Raw genomic sequence first — 26,446 nt, 5'->3', positions numbered from 1 at the left:
ATTGCAGTGCTTATTATTTTAATTTCTTCTTCTCCAGTTAGGGGTTAATTAAGATTGCACAAGTTACGTTAGTCAAACATAAGCCTGAAACCGCGAGGGCGACAGGCTTATATTTTTAATCCGCTACTGCAAGCGTCCCGCTTATGGTACGTATGTATCATATAAAAACATAAACTGAATCCCCCATCCCCCAAAAACCAATAACCCATAAAATGTGTTATCTTTTTTAAAATAACCATAACCTTTTACGTCGATGGAAACCGTGGTGATCAAAATGTCAAAAGACAACCAAATTAATGCCTGCCTGATATTTTGCATGATATTGGCCATACCGGCGCTTATTATGCTATACTACCTTTTCGCCACTAAGGATAGTGTAGTGTTTTATACGCTGCTGTCGCTACTGGTTATGATATTGATGGTTCCGCTTATCGGTTTCCTTACTTACAAAATTGAGCTTAAAGCCGACATCACTTTATCAAACGACAGTGTTACATTATCACCCCGCCGCAGCAGCGTTCTCAAAAGTTCGGTGTTGATGCAACGGTTTTCGAAAGAGGCCGACAAAATACTATCGTGGAAAAATATACTTGAATTCCACTTAGCCGATTGGGAAGAAAAAAGGTATGATAAAGAGAGTGTTTACGCCGTAACCATGTACAGCATCGGTATTGTACTCAACGACGAACGGGAAACCCAGGTTTGGTACAATGTGCAAGGATTAGACAAAGAACCCGGAGATATTTTAGCCCTTTTCAAAAAGTTCCATGATGCGTATAGTGGTCACCCCCAAAGGCGGGAACGGCGGGAGGTAATTATATATGGTACAAAGAAATAGGCCCCCGCTACCGCAAGCGTCCCGCTTCTGGTACGAATGAATGGTATAAACTTAGCATGATAGCCACAAGGGGGACCCCTGCGGCAGCACAAACAAATAACCCAATGCCACGAGCATCACGCTTATAGGAGGGAGAGTTTTATTAACACCACCGGCCAAATCCAGTCAACATTATTGACCCTTAGCGTTATTTCAACGATACATAAGGTTAATTCAACGGACAAATTCTCCTTTCTGCCGTTTTTGCCTGCCCGAAACCGGGTATCCCTTATATTGCAGTGCTTATTATTTTAATTTCTTCTTCTCCAGTTTAGAGGCTAATTAAGATCACACGTAAATTTTAGGAATAAGCCTGAAACCGCGAGGGCGACAGGCTTATATTTTTTATCCTCCGCTACTGCACTCTCTCCTTCCCGACAAAAAACTCATATCCGGGCAGTATATACGCTGCTACGCCGAACAGGATGATGGGAATGAGTAGATCGACAGAGGTAAATTCTTCCAAAACGTAATGCCCTACTTCCAACGAAATAAAATAGAATATCCATACCACGATAAAAAAGCGGCGTTTGATGGACGTGAGCAGCGCTATGCCTATCGCCACTTCGATAAAAGGGATCAGGCCCAGGTAAATATCAAACAGGGCCGATGGCAGATTGATGCGCAAATCGGGGTTGGTGAACTGTTTGAGGTAATATTTATGGAAATTTCCATGGCTGCAAAATTTGCTGATACCGGCAACCAGCAGGGTAATGCTCATGGTGATGCGCAACAGCAGTTCCGCGTTTTTTAATGTTTTTGTACTGATAGCGTTTTCCATGCTTTTGTGATAATGGCTCTTTGTTTACACTGAATATTAAGTGGTTAAAACAAAGTTATCAGATTTTTCCAAATCGCAAACGCTGGAATTTAATCCTTTGAATACTCCAGCAAATCCCCCGGCTGACAGTCCAGCGCCTGGCAAATGGCTTCGAGTGTGCTGAAACGGATGGCTTTTGCTTTGCCGGTTTTGAGGATAGAAAGATTGGCCAATGTGAGATCCACCTTTTCCGAAAGTTCATTTAATGACATTTTTCGTTTAGCCATCATCACATCCAAATTTACAATGATCGGCATGGCTTATATGGTTAGTTCGTTTTCTGCCTGAATTTCGACACCTCTTTTAAAGATCTGCCCGATCACAAAAAGGGTAACACTCATAAACAGCCATACATCGGCGCCGCCCAGGCGTAAATATTGTACATCGGGCATGGCTACTCCCTGCCCAACCAGCCAACCGGTATATTTAACACCCCACCAGGAAAACAAACCGATCATGAAGGTAATGCAGGCTATATTAAAAATAAAACGCCGCACCTCCTTGTTGAAAGGCTGAACCATATTGAAATTTTTATCGTGCATAATTTTGATGATTAGGTAAAATAACCAGGCCTTCAGCACGGCTACAACGCTCATCAACAGCATTTCTGCAAAAAAGCACCAGGTATCGTATTGTAAAAGGGCCGACAGATCGGCCTCATGCCAAAGATGCTTCACAACAGCCGGGTTCACCAATGCAAAAAAAGCATTTACTATAAAGCCACCGGCCTCAACACATACGCCAACAAATATTATCCACGAAAGGATGAGCAATACGTTCAGTGTTCGTTTGGTAGTAATTTCCATAAAGTTCCAGTTTTAAAGAATGATAGTACAAACGTAACACTATTTATCGAAAAACAATAAATTTTTATTGAAAAAAATCAAACAGTTATCGACTCACCCCGATATCGCTGCGCTTGTCGCCCCTCTCTCCGCTTCGCGCATAGAGGGATTTTCTTTCTTTTTTCTTTACCCTCTTTCCGCCACAGGCGAAGAGAGGGCGGTCCAGCGAAGCGTAGACCGGGTGAGTCGATTCTGCGACTTGAATTAACGCTACAAGTTTGATACCCACCTTTTCATGGGCTATCTTTCTTTAGCCTGTGGTGGGTGTTCTCACTGTACCACAGGCCGGAATTTAAAAACAAAAAAGCCCCCGCTGTGCAGCGGGGGCTCATCGAAATAATAAAGCTTACTGTATTTTAACCGACGACACTACATCATTTGCTGTAGGCGATAGATTAGGGAAATGCGGGGTATCGGCATTTAACTGCCATGAAGTCCCCTGGAAATTATCATCGCTGTATAGGGTTACCGTCCATCCATCCGGGATACTTGCTGATGATGCCCAATTATCAACAAAGCCATATTTCTGTAACTGTGCCAATGTATAATTCCCTTTAGGGATAGGTTTGGTGGCGGTACCACCATACATGGTGTTGGCATAAAAAGTTACTCCCGGCGGAAACAGGCAAACATTTTTGGGGAACAGTTGCAGAAAAGTTACCAGACTGCTAGCCTCGTACGATTGGATGTAGCCCGTTGGGCAGGTTACAGCATAATTGCGATAAGTAAGGTTGCGGGCCCTGTCGCGGTTTAGCCAGCCGGTGGTGATATTACCCTTGATCCAGTCCAGGTACTGGCTTTGCCCACCTTCGTTAACCAATTGCATCATGTAATCGGCAAATATGGCTTTCATGACGCCCTGCTCGTTAAAGTCGCCTTCGGTGGGTAGGATACCATCGGTACACAGGTTATTTTTTACATAATCGGCATATCTTTTGGCGTCGGCCAGGTAGGCGGCATTATGCGATTGCTTGTACAACGCGTAGGCCGCTCCAATAGCGGTACCGGCATTATAGGTATAAGCCTGGCCTCCCGGAGGGTTAGCCCCTATTTTATTATCATATACCTCGCCTGTGCTGGCATCCGTAAGGTTGGTTTTTGACCAGGCATAAATGGACTGCGCCTTGGTCAAATAGGCTTTATCATGGGTTATATTATACAGGCGCATAGCTCCTATTACGGTTGGGAAGTTGATGCAGGAATTTTTACCGCTATGGTTAAAATCCCAAAACATACCGCCATCAACCGGATCATAAGAGCCGGCCCAAACGCGATCGAAACCTGCCTGTGCTTTTTGCAGGTAGGCCGCGTTACCGGTGAGCTGATTTGCCCGGGCCAGGGCCATGATCCACCACATCATATCATCATATATAAACCAGGTGGTGGTATTGTTCCAGTTGTAGCCATCGTACTGGTTAAAGCCCCCCTGGTACATCGCGTTTACACGTGCCAGTTGAGCTGGTTTCCGGGTGCGGTTATACACATCCATAGCCATGTCCCAGTAAATAGCCTGCGTCCAAATGGCAGCTATGCCATCCTTGTTGGTGGTACTGTAATATAAATTAGTATTGGGGTTAAAACAGGCGGCATCAAAAGACGAGTAAGCCAGATCGGCAATGGCATCGTTTGTTACGGAAGAACTTAACGCATTGGTTTGCTGCTTACTTACAGCGGCGGCGTTATCAGCCTTCAAAGAGGTGTCGCGGGTTTTACTGCAGCCCCACAAGGCGACACAGGCACCCAAAAGTGCCAAAACGAAAGTTTTTTGTTTGCTCATAGATGAAGTATTAAGGTTTAATAATTGGTTATTATTTATAACAATAATAAGGCGAACCAACACTTAAACTGAGGTTAAGCCCCATAAAAAAATCGTTAACCCCTTTATTAACCGGGGCATTAACCCCTTATTTAAGGATATTAAAAATTAGCATATCTGTCTGTCACACAATGTTTTTTTCGACGTCTTTTATACATATGAAGCACCTTATTACTACCCTTGTTTTTTGCCTGTTTGTTCTCCAAACAGCTTTTGCACAGAAAACCGACCCCGATTTTATTACTTCGGATATCGATAACTTCTGGAAAGCTTATGATAAGATCGTCACCACTAAAGACAGCGCGCAGCAATATGCCTACCTTAATCAGCTTTTTATTGAAAAAGGCACACCGGGCTTAAAGGCTATTATGCAGGCCCGGCAGTATACTCCCAAATCATACATCGATGCCATTAATCAGTATCCGCTGTTCTGGAATTCTATTCGGGCCAACACGTTGAAGGCAAGAGTTTTTTCAAATGAAATAGCTGCCAATGTGGTAAAACTCAAAAAGCTTTATCCCGATTTAAAACCCGCGCAGATCTATTTTACTATAGGTGCCTTCAGAACCGGCGGAACAACGCGGGGTAACATGATCCTCATCGGCAGCGAGATAGCCTTGACCGATAAAAATACGGTAAAACAGGAATTTTCTAAAAACCAGAGTAGCTCAAAAACTTCTGCCAAAACTTACCCTATCGACCTGGTGGTTTTTACCAATGTACACGAATATGTACATACTCAACAGAAAACAAACGAAGGGGATTATTTATTGGCGCAATGTGTAATGGAAGGTGTAGCGGAATTTGTGGCTGTAAAAGCAACCGGACAGGCCACTACCCTGCCTGCCCTATACTATGCCAAAGATCATTATGAACGTATAAGAGAAGTATTTTCCCAACAACTGTTTAACCCGGCCTACAGCTTTTGGTTATATAGCGATGCCCAGAATGAGTTTGGCGTACGCGATCTGGGCTACTATGTAGGCTATGCCATCTGCGAAAAATATTACAATAAGGCAAAAGATAAAAAGCAGGCTATCAAAGATATGATTGAGCTGGATTATAACAACGAACCTGCATTGAGCCACTTTGTTGACCAATCGGGCTATCTGGCCAAACCGGTACTAACGCTAAAAAGCGAATATGAAGAACACCGGCCGACGGTAAAAGGCATTAAAGAGTTTAAAAACAACACCACAAATGTTGATACTACAAATACACAAATAACGCTTCTGTTCTCTGAAGATATGAACAAACGCTACAGTAATTTTGAATTTGGTCCCTTAGGCAAAAGCAATCTGCTAAAAATTAAAGAATTTAAAGGATTTTCAGAAGATGGCAGGTCGATAACCTTTATGGTGGAATTAAAACCCGGTCAGCATTATCAGATCGTGATTGGTGCAGGATTTAGAAATAAGGATGGTATCCCACTGAAGCCTTATCTTATTGATTTTAGTACGGCGGGTAAGTAATATTCAACTAAAAAAGCAAAAGCTTTAAACATACTGTCTGCTACTTACCATTCTTCCCCCCAATAATAAATCCACAAACCCGGGCCAATAATTACCTTTTGTAAAAAAAGTTTCCGACTTTCGGATTAATCAAAGAATTGAACTTCCGGAAGCCCGACTCGGTACCCGGACTAATTAAAACATATGTCGCCCGGAATACTGCTTTCTTTTATTATCGGTTACTTTTTGGTGCTCTTGGTTATATCATGGCTAACCTCCAAAAAATCATCAGATAACGATACGTTTTTTGTGGCCAACCGCAATTCCAAATGGTACCTGGTAGCTTTCGGGATGATCGGTACGGCACTAAGCGGCGTTACCTTTATTTCGGTACCGGGCAAAGTGGGTGCCCCTTCCGGCGATCAGTTCTCCTATTTTCAGTTTGTACTGGGCAATGCCGCCGGCTTTATCATCATTGCTACGGTATTACTGCCTTTGTATTACAGGCTTAAACTTACCTCCATCTATAGTTATATTGAAGGCGCGCTGGGTACCTGGAGTTATAAAACCGCGGCGGGTATATTCCTCATCAGCAGGGTTATTGGCTCAGCGTTCAGGCTTTACCTGGTGGTTATCGTACTGCAGAAGTTTATTTTCGATAGTTACCATATCCCTTTCGCGATAACAGTGCTCATTTGTTTGTTGTTGATCTGGTCGTACACGTTCAAGGGCGGCTTAAAAACCATTATTATTACCGATAGCTTGCAAACCTTTTTCCTGGTGCTGTCGGTATTCCTGTCGATATATTTTATTTGCCAGAGCCTGCACATGAACATTTTTGAAGCCACCAATGCCATTAAAGACAGCAGCTATTCCAAGATATTTTTCTTTAACGATTTCCTGAGCAGTAAGCTCCACTTTAGCAAGGCCTTCCTGGGTGGTTTGTTTATCACCGTAGGCATGACGGGGCTTGACCAGGACCTGATGCAAAAAAATCTGAGCCTTAAAAACATCAAGGAGGCTCAGAAAAACATGTTCAGCTTCACCGCGGTATTTGTGGTGATCAATATCTTCTTTTTAAGCGTGGGCGCTTTGCTTTGGATTTATGCAACCAAATACGGGATACATGTAGATAAAACCGACTACCTTTATCCTACCATCGCCCTCAAATACCTGGGCATAGTACCAGCCATGGTGTTTATGCTGGGCTTAACAGCGGCCACTTTTGCCACTACCGATTCGGCTCTTACGGCCCTCACTACTTCTTTCTGTGTTGACTTCCTGAACTTCAATAAAAAAGGCGATCTCAACAGCAAAAAAATGGTAAACATCAGGCATGGCGTGCATATCGCGTTTTCGGGGCTGATGTTTTTAACCATTATCATATTTAATGCCATTAATAATGACGCGGTGGTAAGCGCCATATTTGCGGTAGCATCCTATACATACGGGCCATTGCTGGGTTTGTACTCCTTTGGCTTGTTTGTGGGCAACCGGCAGGTGCGCGACAAGCTGGTACCCTTTATTTGTTTGATATCTCCTGCGGTATGCTACTTTTTAAGCAGCGAATCGGCCAAAATTTTCGGCGGTTATGTTTTCAGTAACGAACTGATCATTGTAAACGGCTTAATTACTTTTGTGGGTCTTTGGATCACCTCTTTTCGGAAGCCCGGAACTTGGGGAGACTGGAAGCCCGAAAGTTTTTAACTCAATTTATCCTGCAAAGCAAAACATAATTATATTTTTACGTTATTAATCTCCGGACTTGCGGACTAATAACAAATAATCTTCCGGACTGACGGGCTTCCCGACTGACGGACTAATAAAAAGAATAATGACAGGCGAAGAAAAGATAAGACAAGCGTTTGAGAACAAAAACTGGCAGGAAATAAAGGTTACCGACTCCTGGCAGATATTTAAAATAATGGCCGAATTTGTTGACGGTTTTGAAAAACTGGCTAAAATAGGGCCCTGCGTATCCATATTCGGATCGGCACGTACCCATAACGATAATAAGTATTACCAATTGGCCGAAGATACCGCGCGCCTGCTTACAGAACATGGTTATGGTGTAATATCCGGCGGTGGCCCTGGTATTATGGAAGCTGCCAATAAGGGCGCTTATGAAGCCGGCGGTAAATCGGTAGGTTTAAATATCGAGCTGCCGTTTGAACAATTTCATAACCGATACATCGACAGGGATAAGATACTGGAGTTTGACTACTTCTTTATCCGCAAGGTGATGTTCATGAAATACTCCCAGGGCTTTATCATCCTGCCCGGTGGTTTTGGTACTATGGATGAGTCCTTCGAGGCGATCACGCTGATACAAACCGGTAAAATTGCCCGCTTCCCTATCATTTTTGTGGGTGTAGAATACTGGAAAGGGCTGTTTCAATGGGTAGAAGAAAAAATGCTGGCCGAGCAGCACAACATCAACCCCGACGATTTGAACCTGTACCGCGTGGTTGATACCGCCGAAGAAGCCGTGGAGCACATCACCCGTTTCTACAACAAGTACGTTTTGAAACCAAATTTTTAATCATATTCAAAACAAAAAAGGCCGGACAAACATCCGGCCTTTTTTATGCATTGGTATTAGTTATTTACCTGTTGTAGCGGCCAATTGCGGCTCTTTAGCCAGATCGATCATCGTAGTAATCTCACTAACCAAATCATCCGGCGAACCACCAAAGCCTACCTTCTTAAATCTTATAATCCCGTTTTTATCAATAATAAACTTGGTTGGGATACCGGAAACCTCAAATTGCGATACCACTTTTGCTTGTTTCCCATTGGCATCTTTTTCGTCAAGCAGCACATTAAAAGTATACTTATTATCGGCTATGAATTTTTTAACTTCATCAATGTAGTTCGCTTCATGCTCCCAGGTATCCACAAACAGGAATTTTACGTTGGGGTCATCCTTATATTTATTTACAGCCAATTGCATACCCGGGAATGAGGCCTTACATGGGCCGCACCAGGTAGCCCAAAAATCAACTATTACGGTTTTACCTTTTAAAGAAGCCAGCGAAACCGTATTACCGTTCAGATCTTTTAAGGCAAAAGCATTGGCTGGCTTGTTGATCATATCCTTAAAAAGCTCTGCACGTTTTATTTTTTGTGAAGCATCCATCAAGCCTGCCAGGTATTTATCATAACCTGTTTCGTTGCCACTTGCGCCTACATAAGCCTTTTTCAGTTCATCTGTTAATATTTGCGAGCCTTTGCCTGCTTTCATGGCTTTTTCAACCACCTGTTTGGTTGCATCATATTTACCAAGCGCGTTTAATATCAGCACATAGTGTTCATTTGTTTCGGCATAATTACCGGTGTTGTGGTCATAAACCGGCTGCTGATACTTTAAGGCCTCAGCATATTTACCTTCCTTATATAAAATAAATGCATAGGTATCGGCATACATATCATAAGCCCCTTCATCATTCTTTACCTGAGCTTTAGGCGAACTATAGGCATTGGCAACCGGATTTTTTATGGCATTCTGCATAATATCCAATGATTGCCTGGACAGTTTTTCAGCTTCACCCAGCTTTTCACCCTTCAGGGCCCATTGCCAGGCCACGTTATTGAGGGCTCCTGCCAAACTTGATTTATTTTTTACCTTGGCAATGTATTTATCACTTTCGGTCATATTGCCTTGTTCCAGATACAGTGAAGCCAATTGTATCCTCATAAAATCATAAGATGATCCTTGATCATCAGATTTTTCGGGATATTTACTCGCATAAACATGGAAGAGAGAGTCTTTTTTCCTTACATCCTTTTCCATATAAACAGCATAATTTAAGTCTCCTCTTTTCAATTCGCCATCAGGAAAACGCTTTTTTATAACGGCTATTAATGAATCTGAGGCAGCCTTTCCCTTTACCTGTGACAATAAATTTGATGCCAGTATAAGATCACTTTCTTTATCACTTTTTTCAAGTGACGCGATCTTTGCATTAATCAGGGCCAATGCCCCCGGATCTTTTGTTTGAGTCAAAAGCTCATAATAATTACGCTCGAATTTCTTTTCAGATGTGGGGTACAGCTCCCATTCTTTTTTGAATAGAGCAAGGGCACTTTCGTTATCCTTTTTTATTTTGGCTTTATAGGTACCGAAGCCGCTTGCTATTATAAAACCCTCGCTTTCATAAGCGCCTGCAACTGGCTTTTTATCTTTATAAATTAAAAAAGTATAACCCTTATCGTTATTATTATCAATATCATTACCGCTAAATACTTTAACAAAAAAGGCTTTTGCGGTAGCCGGTATCGTAAAGTCGCCGCTCAAGGTGCCATTATCTGTTTTTAATTCCACATCAGCAGCGGGATTATCTTTATCACCAATAAAATATACCTCGGCACCAATATCCGTTTTACTGTCAAGCGATGTTCCGGCCGGATTATAGGTAATTTTTACTTTTTCGGCAGCAGCGGGGTAATTGTCTGATAAGGTAAGATGACTGTTTTGTGCAAATAACATCTGGCTTACCAACAAGGCAGGCAATACCAGGAACAGGCTGTGTTTTTTCATATGACTTAGGTTTATTGCTATAACTGTATTTATAAATAAATATTATTCATAATTATGTTAAAAATAGTTAATAACCACGCTTTTATTAAAAACACCTCCTTAAATATCAGGCAGATACATTTTATTCTTAAAACCATTTGTAACAAATGGTACATTAGTGAGTCTTTTTTATCTTTAAGCCACTCCTCATATTGTTTTTTTCATCCGAAAGACTGCATTATGTCACGATGCGCCCCTAAATGTGTCGTAATAGCCCCTTTCAGGTTTGAATATGCGGAGGTAAATTTGACCTGTAAATAATTTGCAAACAACCTATACTCATGAGCACTAAAGTTAAACCCCAGGCCGCCTTAGGATTTATTTTTGTTACGCTGCTGATAGATATTATTGGCTTTGGTATTATCATACCTGTATTACCCAAGCTAATACAACACCTTATTCATGGTAATTTAAGCGATGCTTCGCGTTATGGGGGCTGGCTTGCCTTTGCTTATGCCTTTATGCAGTTTATATGTGCCCCGCTGCTGGGTAACTTGAGCGATAAATATGGTCGGCGCCCGGTGCTGCTGGCATCATTACTGGGTTTTAGTATCGATTATACATTCCTTGCCTTTGCACCATCTATAGGCTGGTTGTTTGTGGGCAGGCTTATAGCAGGTGTTACCGGGGCCAGCTTCACTACCGCTTCTGCTTACATTGCTGATATCAGCACACCCGAAAAACGCGCCCAGAACTTCGGACTTATTGGCGCGGCCTTTGGCCTGGGTTTTATCATAGGACCTGTGTTAGGCGGTATACTTGGGCAATACAGCACCAAGTTGCCTTTTATCGCGGCAGCCGTATTAGCGCTCATTAATGCATTATATGGCTTTTTCATTTTGCCGGAGTCATTGTCGATGGATCACCGACGTAAGTTTGAATGGAAAAGAGCAAACCCGGTGGGTTCGTTGATGCAATTAAAAAAATATCCGGCTATCAGCGGTTTGGTGGTATCATTAATCCTGATCTATATAGCCGCGCAGGCGGTACAAAGCACCTGGACTTTTTTCACCATGGAAAAATTTAGCTGGAACGAAGCCTGGGTAGGTTATTCACTGGGTTTTGTGGGTATCATGTCAGCATTGGTACAGGGTTGGCTTATCCGTTTAACTATCCCCAAATTGGGCCAGCAAAAAAGTATCTGGATTGGTTTACTATTTTATAGTGCAGGCCTTTTCCTGTTTGCCTTTGCCACTAAAGGCTGGATGATGTTTGCCATACTTGTTCCGTATTGCCTGGGTGGCATTGCCGGCCCGGCATTGCAGGGTTTAATAAGCCAGGAAGTGCCTCCTAATGAACAGGGCGAATTGCAGGGCGGCTTAACCAGTTTGATGAGTGCTACTACTATTATAGGTCCGCCACTCATGACCAGCCTGTTTGCATACTTTACCAGCAAAAGCGCGCCGGTACAATTTGCAGGAGCACCTTTTATGATGGGTGGCGTACTCATGTTGCTGAGCACAGTACTTGTAATACGAAGTTTCAGAACTGTTAAGAAACAACACCCTGTAGAGGAAGTAAAAGTAGAATCGTTACCATAAAAAATATCTATTTTTAAAATATGGTGTGCAGGGTAAAAGTGTAAAGTGTATCACACCAAAACTTTTACCCGCTTTAAGCCTTTATATCCTTAATGACCTCCAAACCTAAAAAGAAACACTCGGCAGCGCTGGGATTTATATTTGTTACCTTATTTGTTGATGTGCTTGGCCTGGGGGTTATTATACCGGTAATGCCTAAATTGCTGGAAACATTGGGACATATTGATGTAAGTACCGCTACACAATACAGCGGCTATTTAACCTTTACCTATGCCTCTATGCAATTCCTGTTTTCGTCGGTATTGGGTAATTTGAGCGACAGGTATGGCCGCCGGCCGGTATTGCTGAGCTCATTACTTGGTTTTGGCATCGATTATATTTTTATGGCTTTTGCTCCTACCATAGGCTGGCTTTTTGTTGGGCGCACCATTGCCGGTATCACCGGGGCCAGCAATTCTACCGCTACCGCTTATATTGCCGACATCAGTACCGGGAAAAACCGGGCTGCCAACTTCGGTTTGGTAGGCGCGGCATCAGGCCTGGGTTTTATTATTGGTATAGGCCTGGGCGCTTATCTTGGCGATCTTAATGTTAAATTTCCATTTATGGCTGCTGCCGCTTTTGCTTTAGTGAATGCGGCCTATGGCTATTTTGTATTACCCGAATCGTTGGCGCTTAAAAACCGTCGCAGGTTTGAATGGAAAAAATCAAACCCCATCAGTTCCTTACGCAACCTGGGCAAATACCCTGCGCTGATCGGACTGGTAGCTTCATTTTCCCTGGTTTATGTGGCCCAAAAATCAGTAGAATATGTTTTATCCTTTTTCCTGATCGAAAAATTTAACTGGACGCTAAACAGCATCGGCACCCTGGGTATTTTTATTGGCGTGGTACTGGTGGCCATACAAGGCGGCCTTATCCGTTACACCATCCCTAAATTCGGGCAGGAAAAAAATATAGTGGCTGGTCTGCTTTTTTACACTATTGGTTTAACGCTGATAGCTTTTGCAAACCATGGCTGGCTCATGTACCTGTATATGATACCCTATTGCCTGGGTGGTATATCCGGACCGGCATTGCAGGGATTGATAACCGGCACGGTATCGCCCAAAGAACAAGGTGAATTGCAGGGATCTTTAACCAGTTTAACCAGCGTGACTGTTATCATCGGCCCATTGTTAATGAGTTCTATTTTTCACCTGTTCACGCACCGCAATACTACAGCCTACTTCCCGGGAGCACCCTATATTCTTGGAGCTGTATTAATGCTGATCAGTGTGTTTTTGGCCATTAGAAGCTTTAAAAGAGCCGAAAGCTTAAAGCAAAAAGCCGAAAGTGAAACCTTTAGCGGAAAGCAAAAAGCTTAAAGCCTAAAGCTAAAAAATCATTTTATACTGACGAAGTATTTGCTTGCAATTCAAAGCTTTTTGCTTTCAGCATTGAGCTTTAAGCTCTTAATGATCCAGGCCACTTACCCCGCCAGATATGACGAACTTCATCATGTCGGCAGCGTTTTTGTCCAGGTGTTTCACTTTTGTTGCGGATATGATCACCACTTGCCCGGCGAAGGAGTAGGAATATGGAAAGTAGACTGCCACTTCACCCGGTAGGTCGAGCGAGCTCAGGTCTTTTTGTACGATGAACCCTATCTTCTTTAACCCGAATTCATTTACCTCTACAATAACAGGTTCGTTGAATTTCTTCTCCTCCCCTACAATAGCTTCGGTCAGATCTTTGATGGAGGAGTACAGGAATTTGATGAGCGGCAGGCGATTGAGCCAGCGGTTAAACCAGCGTTTTATGGGGTCGGTAACTACATTGGTAACCAGTATGCCCGCTATCAGGATAACCACCAGTACATTCAGGATGCCTAAACCGGGAATGTATACGTGCTTGCCTTCTTTATCAACCCAAAGTACATCGCTTAAGTTCAGCGCCTTATCAATAGTTGATACGGCCCAGTAAATTAAAAAGAATGCCGCGCCAATGGGTACTACAACCAATAACCCTTTTACAAAATACCTTAATAAAGCGCCCACTAACCTGTTCATAACTATTTTTTTAGTATCAAGTAGTTAGTATCAAGTATCAAGATTTTGTAACACTAAATACCGCGTTTAAGCTGTCGTGATACTTGATACTAACTACTTGATACTAAATTATCATTCATAAAAGTACACTCTTTTTACCCGTTGTGAAACATTAGTTAATATTTCGTACGGAATAGTGCCTATCTGTTTGGCCAGTTCCTCAATGCGGTGCTTATCATCAAAAATGATCACCTCATCGCCTTCACTCACATCCAGGCCGCTTACATCCAGCATACACATATCCATAGTAATATTGCCTACGGTGGGTACCAATGTACCTTTCACCAGCATTTTACCCACGCCATTGCCAAATGCCCGTAAATAACCGTCGGCATAACCGATGCGTACGGTGGCTATTTTGCCATCCTTTAACAGGCTGCCGCTACGGCCATAGCTAATGGTATCGCCGGCCCCGATTTTTTTTACCTGGGCTATGCTGGTTTTTAAGCGAGCTACGGGCTGTAATGCCTGATCACTGGCCGGTACCGACGAATCAATACCGTACAAACCAATGCCCAAGCGCACCATATCATAGTGAGCGCCGGGGAAGCGGATGATGCCCGCCGTATTACAAATATGCTTGATCACCTTATAACCAAGCGTTCTTTCTATCTCTTTGAAAGCCTTTTCAAAACGTTTGATCTGCTTTTTACTAAACTCATCGTGCTGAGAAGCTTCGCTGGCTACCAGGTGCGAAAATACCGATTCTACACGGATATACCGGTTTTGCTCCAGCATATCGCAAAGCATATCTATCTCAAAGCCTTCAAAACCCAGGCGGTGCATACCCGTATCGATCTTGAGGTGTACCGGATAGCCCGACAAGCCATGATCGCGACTGTAAGTCACAAAATCATCCAGCAGGCCAAAACTATAAATTACGGGCTGCAGCTTGTACTCGGCCAGTTTATCAAAGGCCGAAGACTCTGGGTTAAGCACCACCAATGGCAAATTGATACCGGCCTGGCGCAGGGCCACCCCTTCATCAATATAGGCTACGGCCAGATAGTCGGCCTTATTATATTGCAGCATATTGGCTACCTCAAAAGTACCGCTACCGTACGAAAAAGCCTTAACCATAGCCATCACCTTTACGCCCGGTTTTAATTTGGAGCGATAAAAATTCAGGTTACCCAAGAGCGTATTCAGGTTGATCTCCATGATGGTTTCATGGGCCTTTTGTGTAAGCGCGCTGCTGATGCGTTCAAACTCAAAACTGCGCGAGCCTTTGATCAGGATGGTTTCTTCTTTAAAATTAAGTGCTTTAAGCTGCTGCACCAATGCCGAAGTATCAGCAAAAAAATGCTGCTCGGGCAGGGCAAAGCAGGTTTGATTATTCATAAGAGCCGGACCTACCCCAATAAACCTGTCGATTTTTTGTGTGCCGATAAGCGTAGCCACCTGGCAGTACAGCACATCCTGTTGCAGGCCCGATTGCAAAATATCCGACAGGATAAGTGTTTTTTTCTGGTGCTGGTTTTGCTGCCCCAAAAAGTTGAGCGCTATCTCCAGCGATTGCAGATCCGAGTTATAGGTATCATCAATAACCGAACAATTGTTGATACCATTTTTCAGCTCCAGGCGCATGCTTACCGGGTTAAGGCGTTCGATGCGCCTATCAGCTTCCGCCGGACTATAGCCCAGAGCCAGCATAACGGCCCAGCAGGTAATAGCATTTTCGACAGAGGCCTGGTCGGAAAATGGGATCAGGCATTCTATTTCCTTTTTTTGATAATATGCCCGCAGGTAATATTTTTTGGAGATCACCGTCTCGCTGAAAACATACAGATCGGCCACCTTGAACTTGCGGCTCCAGGTAAAAGTTTCTTTCACCGGAATGTCTTTCTGATAATCCAGCAGATCATCGTAATGATAAATCAATTTTTTACTCCTTTTAAACAGCAACAGCTTCTCCAGCACCTTTTGTCGCCTGTTGGTAAAACCCTCATCATGGGCCGAGCCGATGTGTGTCAACACCCCTATCTGTGGCCTGATCATAGCCCAAAGCTTTTCCATTTCGTTTACAGTAGAGATACCGGCCTCAAAAATCCCCAAATCATTACGACTGTTGATTTGCCATACAGACAGCGGCACCCCAATTTGTGAGTTGTAACTTTTAGGGTTACGCACAATATTTTTATCAGCGGCGAGCAATTGATACAACCACTCTTTCACAATGGTTTTACCGTTGCTTCCCGTTATGCCTATCACCTGCAACTTAAACTGGCACCTGTGAGCTGCAGCCAGTGTCTGTAAAGCAGCCAGGGGATCATCAACCAGTAAAAAATTGGCTCCGGGCAGGTTAAACTCAGGCCCGTGTTTCACCACAAAATTACGTACACCGGCGGCGTAGGCCCCGGCCACAAATTCATGCCCGTTGCGGCGGGCACTCAATGCAAAAAACAACCCTTCGGCCGCGTTACTGATCCTGCGGCTATCGGTAAGCAGGGTGCTCACGATACTGTCGTTCACAATGTTGCCTTCGGCATTAATGATCTGCTTAACTTCGGTGATGGTGTATTGATTGTTATGCATGGCACGAATTTGAGTATATTATCTAACAATAGAAGAATTTTTAACGAATTTTGACATTGATGGACGAGCCTAAAAAAATCAAGATAAGCAACCCGGAAGTAGCATTGACCAAGGCCGAACATTTTTGCGCCTACCAGGAACGTTCGCAGCAGGAAGTTCGGGATAAGCTATATGACTGGGGGCTTTGGCCCGACGCCGTGGAGCAAACCATCAGCAGGCTGATAGAGGGGAATTTTTTGAATGAGGACCGCTTTGCCAAAGCTTATGTGAAAGGTAAGTTTAACCAGAAAGCCTGGGGTAAGATCAAAATAAAACAGGGCCTGAAACTAAAACGCGTACCCGATGTACTGATCAAAAAAGCGCTGCTAACCATTGATCTTGATGACTATATGACCGCGCTCACCCGCCTGCTGGAGAAAAAAGCGGCATCCGTAATTGAAAAAAATGAGTTTAAACGTCGTTACAAACTACAGCAGTACGCCATGAGCCGCGGATACGAGGCCGACCTGATAGCTGAAGTTTTGAAAAACAGCGACTTATAAAAAACTTTGAAATATTTCATTTTTGTATTTGCAGAATATGGTTTTCTGTCTATATTTGCACTCCCAACGCGAAAGTAGCTCAGTTGGTAGAGCACGACCTTGCCAAGGTCGGGGTCGCGAGTTCGAATCTCGTCTTTCGCTCAAAGCCCTTCCTTCAAAAAGTTGGGCTTTATTTTTAAAAGGTTAACGCCTGCTCAGATGCAATTGTGCATCAGCAAGGCCCATCCGCTCAGATGGTGGAACTGGTAGACACGCAGGACTTAAAATCCTGTTCCCGTAAACGGAGTGCGGGTTCGATTCCCGCTCTGAGTACAAACCCTCGATACTGGCGTATCGGGGGTTTTGTTTTTTAGTTCGACTCCGGCGCTGGGTACATTATGGATATTGGGATTTCTTGTTTATCTTTTGTTCCCAACTTTTCAGATTGACCCCAACGGGGAAGCCGTGGGTAACCCAAAGTGTCAATTTTTTATTTGTATAAATTATCAACAAATTTGCCACATTCACTATTGATAAAATCTATATATTTTACAAAAAACAGCGCTATCCCTTATGAAACTGCTAATTGACAATATCGAAATAGAATTCAATCAATTTGTTGATCATCAAACCAATCATCCGCGGAATGAATGGTTTACGTCAATCGAATTAGACAAGTCAAAACACCAAATTACCTTCAGTGAAGAAATATTCAGAGATTATAAGAGTGGCGAGACTACGATAAATTGGGAGTTTATAAAATTGGTGGTAAGGGAATTTAAAGAGCATGTCGAAAGTTTAATACTCCAATCGACTAAAGTCCTCATATCTCTCCACCAGCAAATTTTCGGGAATGAATATCACGAAAGAGAGGGCTATTTTGATTTTGATGGGATGGAAATAATTAGGTATTATAGTGAAAAATATCTCCCAAATAGTTTTAGTTATCGGATAGAATTAGGATTTGCTCTTGAATCACATCAAAGTTTTGTTATGGATTACCTGTCGTATTCTTCAATATTTGACAGAAATCAAATAAATAGATTCACTATGGTTGGCGTGAACCGTGAATAAATATTTATATCCATTAAGCCGGCTAATTTAATTCTACAGTTATAAATTTAACGCTTAATCCGTTAATATCTAAACTGACCAATTAAATGATATGGTTCAATCAAAAACAGGTTAGATATTTAAATCAGCCTCAATCATCAAATAGAGTAGCTAAACATTTAAGATCATCTAAAAATTGGTTCGTGGAGACGTCGGGTTTGAGTACAAAAACCCTGATACTGGCGTATCGGGGTTTTTGTTTTATACGTCTCTTATCATTTCGGTAGTCTGAAGACTACAGGCATAGTGTGTCCGAAGTCAGAGACCTCGGACAGCGGGTGATAACAGGGATTTTGTTTTTTGAGGCGCTGGGTACGTTATGGTGCGGTGATAAGACCATAGGTGTTCGGAAGATGTCAAAATGAACTTTGTCATTCTGAGCGATAGCGAAGAATCTTCTTCAACATGCAATAACCAGGTGCTTTTCTGAAGCAGAAGATCCTTCGCTATCGCTCAGGATGACAATCTTATTTGATTGATTTTTATCTTCCGAACACCTATGGTGATAACACCGACTGCCGGTTAAATTAAATACTTACCTCCGCTAGCGCATGCGTGTCGTGTGTGCTTTCATCAACCAAATTATTCAATAGCATAGAGATCAAACGCGGCACGCGTGCGCCAGCAAAAAGCACAAAAGCCCTGATACATATCCGTATCAGGGCTTTTGTTTTATTACAACTTTTATTCCGGTAGTCCGTAACTCATTCACCTCCGTTGGCGAAAAATTACTTTTTCAGCGGTCCAACGTGGCGATAAGTGTTGACGAGTATACCGGTGGGTGTGCTCTTCGAATCAACAAAAACAAGTTCCCGGGCGTCAATACTGTCTGATAATAAGCGTTTACCCCGACCAAGCAAAACTGGGTAGGTGATAAGCACAATCTCGTCAGCCAGTCCCTGGTCAAGCAACACGGACGTTAGCGTCGAACTTCCCACGACTATCAGGTCGGGGCCGTCTGTTGATTTGAGATCGCGAATCGCCTTTATAATGTCCTGGTCCAGATGCTGCACCGGTCCCCATTCCAGACTGTCGGGCCTGTGGGTTGCGATGTGTTTAGTTGCAGCGTTTATAGCATTTGCCATTGGAAAATCTCCGGCAGTAGGCCAAAAGCCACTAAATATATCGTAGGTGTGGCGGGCAAGCAGCAGGTCAAAGTTCGGCCCGTATGCCTCTAAGAGCATTGCCGCCCCGGCAGGGCTTCTATAAGGTGTCGTCCATGCGCCATAGGTGTAGTCTCCGTCATGTTCTATCACGCCGTCCAGCGAGATATGTTCGAAAATTCTGATCTTTCTCATTTTGTTTACTCTTAGTTTAATGTTAGTATAAAGTTAAAACGGACGAGGTACGCGCACAAGGGGCAATCATGACAATTTGAGGGGGCATTTTGCGACCACTGTTTGTATAAAAAGCCCTGATACATGTCCGTATCAGGGCTTTTGTTTTTATGTACCTGTCCGACTCCGGCGCTGGGTACATTACTTGGGCTCTCCTTTTAATGTTTTGTTTGAGTGGCCCTTACCTTTGTTACCTCGGCAACCTTAACAGTACTGGCTTTATTTCCAAAACTATTTCTTACATAGGTTAGCACATCTGCAATTTGCTGATCCTTCAAATCATCATGAGCGCTCATTGTATTGGAGTAAGTTTGCCCGTTTATTTCAACATCATCATTAAAACCATTCAATACAATCTTGATTAAAGCGGGTTTATTGCCAAGCACATAGGTTGTTTTAACCAAAGGCGGATTCATGTTTTGTACACCTCCCCCATCTGCCATATGACAGGGCAAACAAATGCTTGTATATACAATTTTTCCGCGGGCAATGGAGGATGTTCCACCAACTACCCGCCGGGGTGCCGGTTTTTTAGCCTGTGCATATAGAACAGTAGACGACAATGCGAATAATACCAGCAATACACTGGTTATTTTAATATTCATTTTTTATTTTTTATAGGTGATCTTATAAATAGTTCCTTTACTGTCATCACTTACATAAAGTGATCCATCCGGGCCCTGGGCCAAACCGCAGGGACGGTGCTCGGCACGGCCCGAGGCTTCCTGTTCCTTTGTGCCGGCAAAGCCATCAGCAAACACTTCCCATTGGCCATCGGGCTTGCCATTTTTAAAAGGTTGAAAGACCACAAAATATCCCGCCTGGGGTTCAGGGGCCCTGTTCCATGATCCGTGGAATGCTATAAAAGCGCCGTTCCTGTATTTTTCCGGAAACTGGTTGCCGGTGTAAAACAGTAAGCCATCGGGTGCAAGATGCCCGGGATAAGCCGCTACTGGTTCGGCATACTTAGCATCAGCTTCTTTTTCGCCATCGCCGCCATATTCCGGGCCTTGTATCTTTTTATGCTTTACGTCATCGTAATATAGATATGGCCATCCGGCATTATCGCCTTCTTTAAGGGCGTACATACATTCGGCGGGTAAAATGGCCGATTGATGAACAGTATAAAGCTTAGGAAAAAGGTTGTGCAGGGCATCGCGACCGTGCTGCATTACAAACAACTGATTATCCTGCTGATTCCAGTCAAGCCCCACAACATTGCGTAAGCCGGTCGCGTAACGGATGCCATCACCTTGCGTTTGATTTAGTTTATCGGCTTTAAACCTCCAGATGCCTCCTGCTGAATCTAAAATCGGGCAGCCTTTTTTTTGAGGATCGAGCTCGCTGCAAATATTGGAATAGGCACCTATATTTACGTATAAGTATCCATTATTATCCAACACTATGGCTTTGGGCCTGTGCGCTCTTTTGGTAACCAGGTAGCTAACTATAGTTTCCGGATGCTCCGGATCAATTACTTCATTATTATTGTTTAATTTAAAACGGTAAACGTCACGATCTGATGATGCATACAAATACCCGTTCTTAATCCGGATTCCTGTTCCGCTAAAGGAGCCAAAACTGGTTTTTATATCCGCCTTTTCTCCGTTGTCATGTAATACAACAATGCCTTTTCCATTTTTAAGGCCACCCAGATGTACATAAATATCACCCTGAGGGGTAGCGACAAGATGCCTTGCACTACCCAAATTGTCAGCAATTATATTTGCTTTAAAATTTCCCGGTAATTTTAAGCCGGCATTTTCTATTTCCACGGTATTTTTCCCTCTACTATCATTCTTTATTAACTTGAATGATAAAAGCCCGCCTATCGTAATAACGGACAGACAACAGGCAAGAATTGTCTTTTTATTCATGATACGTTGAATTTGATATGTCTAAATTAACTATTATACCTTTCGGTAAAAAGCATGTATTAACTAATAAATAAGTTAGTTTCATTCCAACTGATTATCTATATCCTGCTTTTATAGGGAATTTAAGCTACCAGCTCCAACTGTTCAAGGTAACCTGATATAATTGCAACTTCCTCATCGCTTAACTGGCTATCAATAGCTTTGGCATTTTCAATGGCCTGTTCGCTGTTTCTGGCACCCACCAGGGTTATAGTAATTCCCGGCTGCTGTAATGTCCACAGAATAACCAATTGGCCAAGTGTTAAATACTTTTCATCAGCTATTGGCTTCAGCAGATTCAGAAACTCATTGGTTCTTCTTAAATTTCTTTCTTGAAAAAATGAAACTGTTTTACGATGGTCGCCAGGAGCAAACTCATGGCCGGGTTTGATTTTACCGGTTAAAAGCCCCCGCTCTAACGGACTATATGCCAGGATCGATTTATTATTCTTCAGGCAATAAGGAATCAATTCGGTTTCTATAGAACGTTTAACCATACTGTATGGCACCTGGTTTGATGCAAGGGTAATATATTTTTCAGCCTCGGCCATTTGCATCGCATCATAATTACAAACACCCCCGTAACGTATTTTTCCTTGCTCAATTAAGCGGGAAACAGCTTCCATACTCTCCTCTATCGGCGTTGTGGAATCGGGCCAGTGGATCTGGTACAGGTCGATATAATCAGTTCTTAAACGTTTCAGACTGTCCTCACATTCTTTGATAATGCTCTCTTTTCCTGCATATTTATAAATGTCGATATCCTCCCCGCTGTTATTTTTACTACTAAATCCAAAGTCACCTTTTTTAAGATCCCAGCGCATGCCGTATTTGGTCAGGATCTGGAAATCATCACGCGCCAGGTCCCGGATCGCTTCTCCAACAATTTCCTCGCTTGTACCCTGTCCATAAATAGGGGCTGTATCAATGGAGGTTACACCCAGTGAGTAAGAAGCCCTGATGGCGTCAATAGCCTCTTTTCTTTCCGTACCGCCCCACATCCACCCTCCGGCCGCCCAGGCGCCAAAAGTTACTTCAGAAAGCACTAAATCCGTATTTTCTAATTTTCTGTATTTCATTTTTTTATTTTTAATTACTTTTTTCGTTTATTGCATGTTAAAATCGATTTAGCTCTGTTTACCCCCCTGTTAAAAAGCAGCGACAGCCACAAAGGAACAATAAATGGTCATGGAGACCAATAGCTTAACCAGTAGTTAGTAACTCATTAATAAATTAGCATGTCAGAAAGAAAACTAAGTTCCACCAACTTCTACAACCAGTCGTTCCTGGAAGAAAAATGCGCCCTTAATGAACTCCTCTATTTATTAAGTAAAAGATGGATGACCGAGGTCTTGTTCAGTATTGAGGAAGGTAACACACGTTTTAACAGTCTGAAAGAAGATCTGGAACATATCAGCGACCATATCCTGGCCGACCGGCTGAAGTTTTTGGAACACCACGAACTGATCCATAAAAGCTATGTACCTGCTAATCCTCCAAGAACAGAATATACCTTAACCAGCAAAGGGGAAGAATTGAGTGAAATATTAGGTGGCTTATGCGATTTTGCAGAAAGCAAAATGCAGTTTTGATAATTTCTTCGGGATAGTCCAACTCGAAACCTAACTGCTATTATTCCAGGTGTGGCCAATCACTAACTGATTTATTAGTGCCCTCATTTTATTTAGTAAAGTGTCATTAACTTACTTTTGGCTAAATGTCTGAGCAATACTTTCGCCAGCAAGTTAAAACCATTAAATAAAACACCATCATGAAGTTACACCATCCATTCAGGATTATTTGCTTTTTCGTTTCAATCATTGCCATTACAGCCCTGAACGCATGGGCCAATGCACCGGCCCGAAATTATTATCAGCTTAAAATATATCATTATAAAAACCAGGGTCAGGAAACCAGGATAGAGCAATATTTACAACAAGCTTATATACCGGCATTACATCGCAGCGGTATTAAAAACGTAGGCGTATTTAAACCTGTTACCCAGCAGGATACCGACAGGAGGATCTATGTTTTTACTCCATTTACCTCACTGGATAAGCTGGCTGGAATAGAGCAGCAACTACAAGCTGATGCAAAGTATTTAACCGATGGCAAAGATTATATTGATGCTGATTTTAAAGACGCTTTATACAGCCGCATAGAAACCATTGTGTTACAAGCTTTCCCAGGTATGCCCACGCCAGCAATTCCCAATCTTACAGCTGCAAAAGCCGACAGGGTTTATGAACTGCGCAGCTATGAGAGTGCCACTGAAAAATATAATTTTAACAAGGTCAGGATGTTTAACATTGGCGATGAGATAGGTCTCTTTAAAAGATTGGGTTTTAACGCTGTTTTTTACTCGGAAGTGATAGCCGGAACTCGCATGCCCAATCTGATGTATATGACCACCTTTAACAGCAAAGCCGACAGGGATAAACATTGGGAGGCCTTTGGCAGTGACGCCCAATGGAAAACGCTGACAGCAAAAGAAGAATATAAAAATAATGTTTCTCATGCTGATATTGTTTTTCTGCATCCGGCTGAATATTCAGATTTTTAACGCTCTTTAGCATTTAGACAATTCAAAGCCTCAGATCGAAAGATTGAGGCTTTTTGCATTTATACTTTTATAAACGTTTATACTTTTATAAATTAGTAACAGGGTGATAACACCAACCACAAGCTAAAATTGTGATAAGCATCTTTTCGGAAGCATTTAAATAACGCAAGCTATTACCAGCAAATAATGAAGTTGCTGTAAGGTTTAATCCAAATTGAACATTATTAAATTCAATTTGTAAAAGCTACTTTTATATTCAACTAAAACCTGAATGAACACAATTATAAAGAACCGGATAACATCTATTGATTTTCTTCGCGGCGCCATTATGATCATTATGGCCCTTGACCATGTAAGGGATTATTTATATGCCGACTCATTTTTTTACGATCCACTGGATCTGACAAAAACAAGTGGCATTTTATTTTTCACAAGATGGGTCACTCATTTTTGCGCGCCCATATTTATGCTCTTAGCGGGAACTTCCGCATACCTCATCGGGCAAAAGAAAACTAAAAGTGAATTATCTGTATTCCTTGTAAAAAGGGGGTTGTGGCTCATCTTTCTCGAAATGATCGTGGTTAATTTTGGCTGGAATTTCAACATTACATTCCCCATGTTTTTCTTTATTACCATATGGGCGCTGGGTGTAAGTATGATAGTTTTGGCCGCATTGATCCATCTGCCTAAAAAACTGATCCTTGGTATTTGTATTCTAATAGTTGCAGGTCATAATCTTTTAGATAACATTCATGTGGCAGGTAATTCACTGTCGGCCTTTGGCTGGTCTGTGCTTCATGACCAGCAGTTTTTTACCTGGCACAGGGAAATCCTTTTAGTCGGCTACCCCATTATTCCGCTGGTGGCTATAATGCCTTTAGGATATTGTCTTGGCTCCTGGTATACTGCAGATTACCATGTTCAAAAAAGACAAAGAAATTTATTGCTGCTTGGTTGTTTTTCCATTGCCGCGTTCATCATGCTGCGCTATACCAACCTATATGGTGACCCGGTAAAATGGAGTGTTCAAAAAAATGCTTTTTTTACGTTCCTGTCCTTTATTAAAGTAAATAAATACCCACCATCTCTATTATACGTCTTACTGACATTGGGCGGGGCATTTTTATTCCTGTCGTTTACTGAAAAACTAAAAGGAGCGGTTGTAAAAGTTGTTTCTGTATATGGCAGAGTGCCCATGTTCTATTATCTCATTCATATCTATGTGATCCATTTAGTGGCACTCATTGCATCGACATTCACATCTGGTCAGGACTGGAAAAGATGGATCTTGACAAAACCCATCTGGTTTACCACAGATCTGAAAGGTTATGGATTTTCGTTACCTGTTGCTTACCTCGTCTGGATAGCATTAGTGATCGCTTTATATCCTTTATGCAAACGATATGATGCTTATAAACAAGCCAACAAAGGAAAATGGTGGCTGAGTTATTTGTAAAGGCGCAAGAGATTTGACATGGGAGTTTTACGGTAGAGTAACTCATAAAGTACATACGCCTACCGTGAAATAGTCAAGTATTGCGTAGATATTGTCAAGCCATATAGGTGTAGTATCCGGAAGTTTGTATCAACAAAAAGATACAAATCATGAAAAAGACCATATTGATCACTGGCGCATCCTCAGGCATTGGCCGGGACGCCGCCAAACTATTTCAACAAAAAGGCTGGAACGTTATCGCTACCATGCGTTCGCCCGAAAAAGAACAGGAACTTAATAAACTGAACGACGTACTAGTTACCCGTCTTGACGTAGAGGAGCAATTGTCTATCACAGCCGCTATTGAAGAGGGCATTGCTCGTTTCGGCCAAATAGATACCCTCCTTAACAATGCGGGTTACGCGCTGGTCGGCGTTTTCGAATCAGCCACTGATGAACAGATCCGCAGGCAATTTAACGTAAATGTTTTTGGATTAATAGATGTTACCCGCGCTATATTACCGCACATGCGTTCGCGGGGGAGCGGCACCATCATCAATATCTCGTCGATGGGAGGGCAAATAACTTTTCCTTTTGGCGGCCTGTATCACAGCACTAAGTTCGCTGTAGAAGGACTCTCAGAATCACTTGCACACGAACTATATTCTTTAGGCATCGCTGTTAAGCTTGTTGAACCGGGTAGTATAGCCACCAATTTCCGTGGTGCGGTTGATATGATTAAAAATGATATTGCAGCTTACGATCCCATATTTGCAGGTTTCTTTAATAATTTTGCGCAAGCTGTGGGGCATTTACCTAAAGCCACAGTTGAAGAAGTGGCCCAAACCATTTATGAGGCCGCAATAGATGATACCGGCCGCCTGCGTTATGCTGTTGGTGCCGATGCCCGCTTCTATATTGATATTAAATACCAGAACAGCGACCCCGATTACATACGGCGTATGCGTGGATATTTCATTAAATAATATCTATATCTCAATTTGAGA

Annotated in this window: 23 protein-coding genes and 2 tRNA genes; 14 read left to right on the top strand and 11 right to left on the bottom strand. The window is 42.6% G+C overall.

The genetic code is table 11. The annotated features are described in order from the left end of the window. The first annotated feature begins 253 nt into the window (after nucleotides 1-253). Nucleotides 254-838: a hypothetical protein gene (locus AC57BQ_RS02760; protein WP_496404818.1), complete on the top strand. Its 585-nt coding sequence runs from the start codon at nucleotides 254-256 to the stop codon at nucleotides 836-838. A gap of 394 nt (nucleotides 839-1,232) precedes the next feature. Here the strand turns inward: AC57BQ_RS02760 and AC57BQ_RS02755 are convergent, their stop codons facing one another. From AC57BQ_RS02755 to AC57BQ_RS02740, 4 genes are all read right to left on the bottom strand, one after another. Next, nucleotides 1,233-1,658 (bottom strand): hypothetical protein, encoded by a 426-nt coding sequence (locus AC57BQ_RS02755; protein WP_496404817.1) that lies wholly within the window; start codon nucleotides 1,656-1,658, stop codon nucleotides 1,233-1,235. A gap of 89 nt (nucleotides 1,659-1,747) precedes the next feature. Continuing rightward, nucleotides 1,748-1,954, bottom strand: coding sequence for a helix-turn-helix domain-containing protein (locus tag AC57BQ_RS02750; protein ID WP_370999338.1), 207 nt, complete (start codon nucleotides 1,952-1,954; stop codon nucleotides 1,748-1,750). Nucleotides 1,955-1,957: 3 nt separating this feature from the next. Then, complete coding sequence (locus AC57BQ_RS02745) at nucleotides 1,958-2,503, bottom strand: hypothetical protein (RefSeq protein ID WP_496404816.1); 546 nt, start codon at nucleotides 2,501-2,503, stop codon at nucleotides 1,958-1,960. Nucleotides 2,504-2,888: 385 nt separating this feature from the next. Then, nucleotides 2,889-4,319, bottom strand: a complete 1,431-nt coding sequence (locus AC57BQ_RS02740) for a glycoside hydrolase family 76 protein (protein WP_496404815.1) — start codon at nucleotides 4,317-4,319, stop codon at nucleotides 2,889-2,891. 197 nt (nucleotides 4,320-4,516) lie between these two features. On the opposite strand from AC57BQ_RS02740, the gene AC57BQ_RS02735 reads away from it, so the two are divergent. The 3 genes from AC57BQ_RS02735 (at nucleotide 4,517) to AC57BQ_RS02725 (ending at nucleotide 8,351) form a co-directional block, all read left to right on the top strand. Then, nucleotides 4,517-5,830, top strand: a complete 1,314-nt coding sequence (locus tag AC57BQ_RS02735; protein ID WP_496404814.1) for a DUF2268 domain-containing putative Zn-dependent protease — start codon at nucleotides 4,517-4,519, stop codon at nucleotides 5,828-5,830. A gap of 183 nt (nucleotides 5,831-6,013) precedes the next feature. Further along, complete coding sequence (locus AC57BQ_RS02730) at nucleotides 6,014-7,516, top strand: sodium:solute symporter (RefSeq protein ID WP_496404813.1); 1,503 nt, start codon at nucleotides 6,014-6,016, stop codon at nucleotides 7,514-7,516. Between the two features lie 127 nt (nucleotides 7,517-7,643). Next, entirely contained in the window at nucleotides 7,644-8,351 is a 708-nt protein-coding gene (locus tag AC57BQ_RS02725) for an LOG family protein (RefSeq protein ID WP_496404812.1), read from the top strand. Nucleotides 8,352-8,411: 60 nt separating this feature from the next. On the opposite strand, the gene AC57BQ_RS02720 is transcribed toward AC57BQ_RS02725, so the two are convergent. Continuing rightward, the gene (locus AC57BQ_RS02720; protein ID WP_496404811.1) at nucleotides 8,412-10,349 is read right to left on the bottom strand and encodes a TlpA family protein disulfide reductase; all 1,938 of its coding nucleotides are present in this window, start codon (nucleotides 10,347-10,349) and stop codon (nucleotides 8,412-8,414) included. A gap of 320 nt (nucleotides 10,350-10,669) precedes the next feature. Between AC57BQ_RS02720 and AC57BQ_RS02715 the strand changes: the two genes are divergently transcribed. Both AC57BQ_RS02715 and AC57BQ_RS02710 read left to right on the top strand, forming a co-directional pair. Continuing rightward, a complete protein-coding gene (locus tag AC57BQ_RS02715) occupies nucleotides 10,670-11,929 on the top strand; it encodes a TCR/Tet family MFS transporter (RefSeq protein WP_496404810.1) in 1,260 nt (419 codons plus the stop codon). 92 nt (nucleotides 11,930-12,021) lie between these two features. Then, on the top strand, nucleotides 12,022-13,296 hold the full coding sequence (locus tag AC57BQ_RS02710; protein ID WP_496404809.1) for a TCR/Tet family MFS transporter: 1,275 nt from the start codon (nucleotides 12,022-12,024) through the stop codon (nucleotides 13,294-13,296). 87 nt (nucleotides 13,297-13,383) lie between these two features. Here the strand turns inward: AC57BQ_RS02710 and AC57BQ_RS02705 are convergent, their stop codons facing one another. Together AC57BQ_RS02705 and AC57BQ_RS02700 are read right to left on the bottom strand one after the other, a co-directional pair. Beyond that, complete coding sequence (locus AC57BQ_RS02705) at nucleotides 13,384-13,980, bottom strand: DUF502 domain-containing protein (protein WP_090464429.1); 597 nt, start codon at nucleotides 13,978-13,980, stop codon at nucleotides 13,384-13,386. Between the two features lie 111 nt (nucleotides 13,981-14,091). Further along, the gene (locus AC57BQ_RS02700) at nucleotides 14,092-16,554 is read right to left on the bottom strand and encodes a bifunctional UDP-N-acetylmuramoyl-tripeptide:D-alanyl-D-alanine ligase/alanine racemase (protein ID WP_496404808.1); all 2,463 of its coding nucleotides are present in this window, start codon (nucleotides 16,552-16,554) and stop codon (nucleotides 14,092-14,094) included. Between the two features lie 59 nt (nucleotides 16,555-16,613). Here AC57BQ_RS02700 and AC57BQ_RS02695 point away from each other — a divergent pair, with 59 nt between their 5' ends. From AC57BQ_RS02695 to AC57BQ_RS02680, 4 genes are all read left to right on the top strand, one after another. After that, entirely contained in the window at nucleotides 16,614-17,096 is a 483-nt protein-coding gene (locus tag AC57BQ_RS02695) for a regulatory protein RecX (RefSeq protein WP_090464423.1), read from the top strand. A 68-nt stretch (nucleotides 17,097-17,164) separates the two neighbouring features. Continuing rightward, nucleotides 17,165-17,237: transfer RNA gene (locus tag AC57BQ_RS02690), tRNA-Gly, on the top strand. Nucleotides 17,238-17,323: 86 nt separating this feature from the next. Next, nucleotides 17,324-17,408, top strand: a tRNA-Leu gene (locus AC57BQ_RS02685). Nucleotides 17,409-17,648: 240 nt separating this feature from the next. After that, nucleotides 17,649-18,149, top strand: coding sequence for a hypothetical protein (locus AC57BQ_RS02680; protein ID WP_496404807.1), 501 nt, complete (start codon nucleotides 17,649-17,651; stop codon nucleotides 18,147-18,149). A 767-nt stretch (nucleotides 18,150-18,916) separates the two neighbouring features. Here AC57BQ_RS02680 and AC57BQ_RS02675 read toward each other — a convergent pair. From AC57BQ_RS02675 to AC57BQ_RS02660, 4 genes are all read right to left on the bottom strand, one after another. Beyond that, on the bottom strand, nucleotides 18,917-19,486 hold the full coding sequence (locus tag AC57BQ_RS02675; protein WP_496404806.1) for a dihydrofolate reductase family protein: 570 nt from the start codon (nucleotides 19,484-19,486) through the stop codon (nucleotides 18,917-18,919). A gap of 197 nt (nucleotides 19,487-19,683) precedes the next feature. Next, nucleotides 19,684-20,130, bottom strand: a complete 447-nt coding sequence (locus AC57BQ_RS02670) for a c-type cytochrome (RefSeq protein WP_496404805.1) — start codon at nucleotides 20,128-20,130, stop codon at nucleotides 19,684-19,686. A gap of 3 nt (nucleotides 20,131-20,133) precedes the next feature. Continuing rightward, a complete protein-coding gene (locus tag AC57BQ_RS02665; protein ID WP_496404804.1) occupies nucleotides 20,134-21,402 on the bottom strand; it encodes a PQQ-dependent sugar dehydrogenase in 1,269 nt (422 codons plus the stop codon). A gap of 122 nt (nucleotides 21,403-21,524) precedes the next feature. Next, nucleotides 21,525-22,520: an aldo/keto reductase gene (locus tag AC57BQ_RS02660; protein ID WP_496404803.1), complete on the bottom strand. Its 996-nt coding sequence runs from the start codon at nucleotides 22,518-22,520 to the stop codon at nucleotides 21,525-21,527. Between the two features lie 159 nt (nucleotides 22,521-22,679). Here AC57BQ_RS02660 and AC57BQ_RS02655 point away from each other — a divergent pair, with 159 nt between their 5' ends. The 4 genes from AC57BQ_RS02655 (at nucleotide 22,680) to AC57BQ_RS02640 (ending at nucleotide 26,425) form a co-directional block, all read left to right on the top strand. Next, nucleotides 22,680-23,033 (top strand): winged helix-turn-helix transcriptional regulator, encoded by a 354-nt coding sequence (locus AC57BQ_RS02655; protein WP_496404802.1) that lies wholly within the window; start codon nucleotides 22,680-22,682, stop codon nucleotides 23,031-23,033. 179 nt (nucleotides 23,034-23,212) lie between these two features. Beyond that, a complete protein-coding gene (locus AC57BQ_RS02650) occupies nucleotides 23,213-24,004 on the top strand; it encodes an NIPSNAP family protein (protein WP_496404801.1) in 792 nt (263 codons plus the stop codon). A gap of 271 nt (nucleotides 24,005-24,275) precedes the next feature. After that, nucleotides 24,276-25,460, top strand: a complete 1,185-nt coding sequence (locus tag AC57BQ_RS02645) for an acetyltransferase domain-containing protein (RefSeq protein WP_496404800.1) — start codon at nucleotides 24,276-24,278, stop codon at nucleotides 25,458-25,460. 149 nt (nucleotides 25,461-25,609) lie between these two features. Further along, nucleotides 25,610-26,425 carry an SDR family oxidoreductase gene (locus AC57BQ_RS02640; protein WP_496404799.1) on the top strand — a complete coding sequence of 272 codons (816 nt, stop codon included), beginning with the start codon at nucleotides 25,610-25,612 and terminating at the stop codon, nucleotides 26,423-26,425. Nucleotides 26,426-26,446: the final 21 nt, after the last annotated feature.

The sequence above is a fragment of the Mucilaginibacter sp. BGA-UO-ETr-C110 genome, assembly GCF_059567985.1.
This window is presented reverse-complemented; position numbering and strand designations above follow the sequence as displayed.